This is a genomic window from Pedobacter sp. HMWF019 (assembly GCF_003061025.1).
In the GTDB taxonomy this organism is placed as follows: Bacteria; Bacteroidota; Bacteroidia; order Sphingobacteriales; family Sphingobacteriaceae; genus Pedobacter.
In genome coordinates this window covers 1-7273 of the sequence record NZ_QAIL01000103.1, presented here as the reverse complement: position 1 = coordinate 7273, position 7273 = coordinate 1, and the positions used below count along the sequence as shown (strand labels likewise).

Annotated in this window: 6 protein-coding genes; all 6 read left to right on the top strand. The window is 40.8% G+C overall.

Going from position 1 to position 7273, the window contains the following annotated elements; translation table 11 throughout:
- Nucleotides 1-205 precede the first annotated feature (205 nt).
- Nucleotides 206-1717: a hypothetical protein gene (locus DBR11_RS06555; RefSeq protein WP_108550804.1), complete on the top strand. Its 1512-nt coding sequence runs from the start codon at nucleotides 206-208 to the stop codon at nucleotides 1715-1717.
- A 116-nt stretch (nucleotides 1718-1833) separates the two neighbouring features.
- The gene (gene katG, locus DBR11_RS06550) at nucleotides 1834-4113 is read left to right on the top strand and encodes a catalase/peroxidase HPI (protein ID WP_108550803.1); all 2280 of its coding nucleotides are present in this window, start codon (nucleotides 1834-1836) and stop codon (nucleotides 4111-4113) included.
- Nucleotides 4114-4213: 100 nt separating this feature from the next.
- Nucleotides 4214-4774, top strand: a complete 561-nt coding sequence (locus tag DBR11_RS06545; RefSeq protein WP_108550802.1) for a helix-turn-helix domain-containing protein — start codon at nucleotides 4214-4216, stop codon at nucleotides 4772-4774.
- Nucleotides 4775-4895: 121 nt separating this feature from the next.
- Nucleotides 4896-6050 (top strand): serine hydrolase, encoded by a 1155-nt coding sequence (locus tag DBR11_RS06540; protein WP_158275225.1) that lies wholly within the window; start codon nucleotides 4896-4898, stop codon nucleotides 6048-6050.
- A gap of 46 nt (nucleotides 6051-6096) precedes the next feature.
- A complete protein-coding gene (locus DBR11_RS06535) occupies nucleotides 6097-6816 on the top strand; it encodes a phytanoyl-CoA dioxygenase family protein (RefSeq protein ID WP_108550800.1) in 720 nt (239 codons plus the stop codon).
- Nucleotides 6817-6953: 137 nt separating this feature from the next.
- Nucleotides 6954-7178 (top strand): NAD(P)H-dependent oxidoreductase, encoded by a 225-nt coding sequence (locus tag DBR11_RS06530; RefSeq protein WP_108550805.1) that lies wholly within the window; start codon nucleotides 6954-6956, stop codon nucleotides 7176-7178.
- Nucleotides 7179-7273 lie beyond the last annotated feature (95 nt).

Here is a 7273-nt window from a genome sequence, read left to right as displayed (position 1 = left end):
GATAAGAGCCTGTGCAATATGGATAAAAATGTAATCTTGTAATTTGTTGTTTATGAATTGTTTATGGGGTGTGTAGACATATTGTAGATGCCTTGGTATTGTAGGTAGATACTTTGTAGCCTGTTAAAACTTGTAGCCTGTTTTTAGGAAACTTAAATTAGGGGAAACCATATGGAAAAACTAAATCTTGTTTTAACAAAAAATTATGAACATAAAATACGATTTCGATATTAGCAACTTTACCAGAATCATTAACTCAGATGCCGTTCCCGCCCATGACAACAGTGGCCTTGATCTGGAGTTCGGCAACGCGGAAATCACGATAAAGAAACCATATATTGATGCAGATGGTGATCAGATGGGCAATAGCATTTTTATATTACACGATAATGGCCTCTGCATCTCTATGAGAATAGAATCTGGTTTTTTATTTACTTTTTACCGGGAGAAAAAAGAAGATGGCTTTAAAAGTCTGGAGGCCACAAGCCCGGAGCATATTAAACAATTTGCCTGGCAAACCTGGACGGCAATTGTAGATTATATAAAAAAGGCAGAAGAGGAGAGTGATTCTGAAGAGGGAAGCTACCCTGCATTTAAGAAACAGTTCGGCATGTATGGAGTACCTTATGATCTGGAAAGATTATTTGAATTGGAAAGTGAGCTTGGTGGAGGGACTTACGCCGATGGCTTCTATCTCACAACGATAGATAAAACAGGGTTAAAGACTTATTCAGAAGAAGGAAATTTTCTGCGTTCGTTTATAGAGTTTGCAACAGCAACGGCCGGCGGAAGTACTTATGCGATTTGGGTCATTAACGAAAACCTCGACAAATGTCCTGTGGTGGTTTTTGGCGACGAAGGAGGGATACATCCCGTAGCAAAAAATACCGAGGACTTCCTCCGGCTGCTCAGTTACGATGTAGAAATTACCGTAGGTTGGGATTCCGCTTATTTTTATAAAGGAGAATGGCGCGAAGAAGAAAGCGAAAACCGCGAAACATTTATACAGTGGTTAAAAGCAAATTTGGAACTGGAGCCTGTGACAACAGATGAAGAAGCTAATCTTATTCTGAAAGCTGCAAGTGACCAATTTGCCGATAGTCTGTATGACTTTTTAATAAAATACGATATTGATGTTAATGAGGGGTTTGAAGGCCTGCAAAAATACCGGAGTTTAAGTGCTTTTGAAAATAATTTCCAGGGAAGGGAAATCCCCCGGGAGTTGGTTATATTATATGATTTTCAGCAACACTACCCCAATTATGCTCAATATTTCCTATTGCGGGGATATGAACTATCCATTTTAAGGAACTGGAGTGAGAATGAAGCTTTTCAGAAAGCCATTATACCTTTTGCCAGAGCAACCAGTTTTGGTGCATTTTATGCCCTTTGGGATGATGGATCCGGCAAACTAACTAAAGATATGCCTGTTGTGGTTTTAGACAGAGAAAATGGAATAGACGTGGTTGCAGAAAATGTATTGCAGCTTTTGCGTTTACTCACTTATGATATAGAGCCTGTGTTGGATGGTGAAACTGTTAAACTGAGTAATGACAGAGACAGCTATGCAACGAGCAATAATATAGAAGCTTATATCGAATGGCTGATGGAGAATTTTGGCATAGAACCGGTAGAGGAGCCTTTCGAGGAAATTATAGACCTGGCTGAAGATAAATTTACCGATGCGTTTTGGAACTGGCAAAAGAGATTACTCTAATAGCTGGAAGCTATTGCACTATAGAATTAATTGATTGTGATTGTTTTACCTAATGTTATAACTTTATATAAACTCAAAGGAGAGAATTAAGTATTTATCTAAAAATAGTATTAAAAATGGAAAACGGATCAAATGACATCAGCAAATGCCCATTTCATAACGGCACCTTGAAGGACAACGTTGGCGGTGGCGGGACCAGGAACAACGACTGGTGGCCCGATCAGCTAAAACTCAGTATTCTGCGTCAGCATTCATCTTTGTCTAACCCAATGGATGAAGATTTTAATTATGCAGAGGCCTTTAACAGTCTTGATCTGGAAGCGGTAAAAAATGATCTCCATGCACTTATGACTGATTCACAAGATTGGTGGCCGGCAGACTTTGGTCACTATGGCGGCTTGTTTATCCGTATGGCATGGCATAGTGCCGGAACCTATCGGGTAGGCGATGGCCGTGGTGGGGCAGGCGCAGGATTACAACGCTTTGCACCTCTGAACAGCTGGCCAGATAATGTTAGTCTTGATAAAGCCCGCAGGTTGCTTTGGCCAATCAAACAAAAATATGGCCGCAAAATCTCATGGGCAGATTTAATCATTCTTACAGGTAATATCGCCCTGGAATCTATGGGCTTTAAAACCTTTGGTTTTGCCGGTGGACGTGAAGATGCCTGGGAGGCAGATGAATCTGTATACTGGGGTTCAGAAACTACCTGGTTAGGTGGCGATATCCGTTATGCACATGGTTCAGAAGGTGCAGATAAAGCACATGGCGTAGTTGTTACAGATGACGATGCTGATGGCGACATTCACTCCCGAAACCTGGAAAAACCGCTTGCAGCTGTACAGATGGGATTAATTTATGTTAATCCTGAAGGACCGGATGGTAATCCTGATCCGATTGCTGCAGCTAAAGACATCCGCGATACTTTTGGTCGTATGGCCATGGATGATGAGGAAACCGTTGCTCTAATAGCAGGAGGCCATAGCTTTGGTAAAACCCATGGGGCTGCTTCGGCAGATCATGTAGGTAAAGAACCTGAAGCAGCCGGTTTGGAAGCTCAGGGATTTGGATGGAGCAACAGTTATGGTTCTGGTAAAGGCGCAGATGCCATTACAAGTGGTCTGGAAGTGATCTGGACAAAAACACCAACGCAATGGAGCAATAATTTCTTTGAAAACTTGTTCGGTTTTGAATGGGAATTAACCAAAAGCCCGGCAGGTGCACATCAATGGGTAGCCAAAGACGCGGAATCTATTATTCCTGACGCATTTGATGGTTCTAAAAAACATCGGCCAGCCATGCTCACTACCGATCTCTCTCTGAGGTTTGACCCTGCTTATGAAAAAATATCAAGACGTTTCCTGGAAAATCCAGATCAATTTGCTGATGCTTTTTCCCGTGCATGGTATAAATTAACGCATCGCGATATGGGGCCAAAAGAACGCTACCTTGGTCCTGATGTACCGCAGGAAGAATTGCTATGGCAAGATCCGATTCCAGCAGTTAACCATCCACTGATCAATGAGAACGACATTGCTGCATTGAAAGTAAAAGCATTGGCTTCCGGACTGAGTATCGCTGAACTGGTTTCTACCGCATGGGCTTCAGCTTCAACCTTCCGCGGTACCGATAAACGCGGTGGTGCCAATGGTGCGCGCATTCGCCTGGTGCCTCAAAAAGACTGGAAAGTTAATAACCCAGTACAGTTACAAAAAGTATTGAATGTACTGGAAGGCATTCAGAAAGACTTTAACGGAGCTCAGGCAGATGGTAAGAAAATTTCGCTTGCAGATCTGATTGTATTGGCTGGTGATGCGGCTATAGAAAAGGCAGCAGCTGCGGCGGGAAGTGCAATTACGGTTCCTTTTACCCCTGGCCGGATGGATGCTTCCCAGGAACAAACTGATGTCGAGTCATTTGGTTACCTGGAGCCGGCAGCTGATGGTTTCCGTAATTATCGTAAATCAAGGTCTGCAGTTTCTACAGAGAAGTTCCTGATCGATAAAGCCAATTTATTGACCCTAACCGCCCCTGAATTAACTGTGCTGATCGGTGGTTTACGCGTGCTGGATATAAATTTCGATGCTTCGAAAAATGGTGTTTTCACTCAAAGGCCTGGCCAGCTTACCAACGACTTTTTTATCAATTTGCTTGATATGAATACGGCATGGAAGGCAGCTTCAGAAGATAAGGAGTTATATATAGGCAGTTCCCGTTCCTCCGGACAACCGAAATGGACGGCCACCCGTGCAGACCTTGTATTCGGCTCCAATGCAGAACTCAGAGCCATTGCCGAAGTATACGGAAGTACCGATGCTCAGGCCAAGTTTGTAAAAGACTTCGTATCCACCTGGAATAAGGTGATGAACCTGGACAGGTTTGATCTACATCATTAAGATCAGGTCAACCACCTCAAGAATTAAGGTCTTTGTCTTTAGTTAGATAAGGACCTTAATTTTTATCAGATTTTTTTTCGATTTTAGTAAAAAGAAAAGTATGTCTGCATCCAAACTTGCTGTTTACCGCCGAAAAAAAGGACTAACCCAGGAGCAACTGGCAGAACTGTCTGGTGTAACCACAAGAACGATCCAGCGCATTGAAAAGGGAGCCGTTGTTCCACATATCCAAACGCTAAAAATGCTGGCCAGTTGCCTGGATATAGATACAGAACTTTTAATGGATGATCCGGAAGGAAATTCAGACCCGAAAGAAACGGCAAAGAAATCATTCATTGCTCCACTTTTTCATTTGCTGGCCCTTTTAGGTTTAGGCCTGCCTATTCTGAATATTGTTTTACCCTTTGTTTTGTGGATGCTTAAAAAGGAGGAAAGTCAGGATTTCGATCAACAAGGCAAACAGGTACTCAACTTCCATCTGACTATGACGGTCCTGTTTTTTCCTGCAATTGTTCTGATGGTTTACTTTTTCCCGGTAGGTTTTCCTGTCACAATAACGATCTATGCCTTTATGGTAATTATGACTTTGGTCAATTTATTTCGTTCCATTAACCTGGTACCAATAAAGTATCCTTTTTCCTACGCTTTCCTTAAAATTTAATCTTTGATTTTTACCTAACCACGGTTTTTATGTGGTTTAAAGCCGATTTGTCGTGTAGGTGACGCAGATATGTCGTTGTATGTTTTTTAATTTCATCGGAAATTTGGTCAAAAAACAAATCATGAAAAAATTAATCATCATTGTCATCAGCTGTTTTTATTTAAGCTCAAATGCACAACAAGCAAGTACCGTAAAACAACTCAGTGGAAAGACCATTTCTACGTCAGTATTAACAAGGAGGTTAGCCTCTATTGTTGACAGCGCCAGGATTGCAGGCCTCCAGGTAGCGATCATTAATAACCATAAAACCGTTTGGAAAGGAAACTTTGGCTACAGAAATATTGAAAAGCAGTTAAGGATTGAAGACAATACGGTAATGTACGCTGCATCGTTAACCAAGCCTGTGAGTGCCTATTTATTTTTACGCTTGGCAGAAAAAGGAATATTCAATCTGGATATACCCGTGCAACATTATCTAAAGAAGCCTATAGGTCAATATCCCAAATGGAAAGATCTGGGAGAGGACACCACTGCATTTAATAAGATCACACCCAGAATGCTCTTAAGTCATAGCTCAGGTATGCCGGTGTTGAGAGGGGTCTATCAGGGTAAAGTAAACCTGATTGCCAGGCCCGGGGAGAAATTTTACTATTCAAATGAAGGACTGAACCTACTGGGATTTATGATAGAAGAATACACCGGGAAGCTTTTGGAGCAATTGGCTAAAGAAGAGGTTTTTATACCCCTTCACATGGACCACACTTCTATGATATGGGATTCGGCATTTGAAGAGAATTTCTCTCTGGCCTACTATAAAGAAGGAAAAGTCTATGGATCTGAAAGAAGGACTGAAAGCCGGGCAGCAGGTTCGATGACCACAACCGCTTCAGATTACGCGAAGTTTGTGATCAATTTGATGTCAGAAAAGGGACTGTCCCATCAATTGTATGCTCAAATGCTGTCACCTCAGATCTATGTAAAAAGTAAACGAGGCTTTGGTCCTTTAAAAGATAGTTTAACCTCTGATAATGATCGGATTCACCTGGCTTGGGGATTGGGTACAGGATTATTTCAAAGTAAAGTTGGCAAGGTATTTTTTCATACAGGCCATGGTGAAGCGAACCAGAACTATTTCGTTGCTTTTCCTGAAAAAGGCATTGCTGTTGTACTGCTTAGCAATAGTGAAAACTTTGAACATGCTATAGGCTTGATCTTAAATGCCTGCATTGGAGATCAATACTCACCATTGCGTTGGTTAGGGCATTTGGATAATTAACGTTGTTTTCTGTTCTCATATCAATTGAATCTGTATCTTCGTTTTAATGGTAAAGCTCGATTCTTATGCAGCTAAAATTGAAAATGATGGCTTTGTGATGATTCCGTATGTCTTTACGGAACAGCTGGTTACCCAATTATTGCAGGTGGTTGATCAGGCGGATACATCAGGGAAAACATTCAGGAAATCTGCAGATCTGTTTGCCATCAGGCAATTTTTAAAGGAATTGCCAGGCGCAATCGGACTGATCTTTAATACTGATTTTAAAGCTTTGATTCAAGATCTTTTTGGAAAGGACTACTTCATTGTAAAATCAATCTATTTTGATAAGCCTGAACAATCTAATTGGTTTGTATCCTACCATCAGGATCTTACGATTTCTGTGGACAAGAAGGTAGAACTGGAAGGATATGGAATGTGGACCGTAAAGCAAAACCAATTTGCCGTTCAACCTCCCCTGGAAATTCTAAAGAAGATATATACCATTCGTATTCATCTTGACGATACTAATGAAAACAACGGGGCATTGAAAGTTATACCCGGATCGCATTTAAAGGATATTTACAGATCTGAAGATATCGACTGGTCTATTGAATCTGAAGTTAGCTGCAATGTACCTAGAGGAGGAATTATGATTATGAAGCCGTTGTTAATGCATAGCTCCAGCAGAACGACGAGTAATCATAAAAGAAGAGTAATTCACATCGAGTTTTGTAATCAGGAATTACATTCTGATTTAAAATGGATAGAACGTATCAATCTGTAGAGGCTGTAAATAAGGGGTAAGCACAATTAATCTTCTTTTTCCAATATAGCCTTTAATTGAGGTGCAAACCCCAATCCCCATTGGTCAACTGCAGAAATTAAAGGCAACAGGGATTTTCCTGATTAAATAATAAAAAGATTGCCCTGAGTATTACCGCAGGTATCAATGAAGAGGATTATCAGGCATCAGGAAGATATAAGTATCCCTTAAAGCAACTGACCGCTCCGTTTGAGATTACTTTTAATTATGTAAAGGCAGATTACAGATCGGTTTTTGCTTTTTATGGAGCAGAGCATCAGGCTACTTCAGAAAGAATGGAAAGAAATGCACAGGACTATATTTCCTTTATAGAAGGATTATAAAGAGGGCGGTATTAGATATTTTTTGAGGTAAATCACTTTTAGATAGATTGATAAACTTGTAGATTAGTGAAATTATAAAAATCTTTATATGGCAC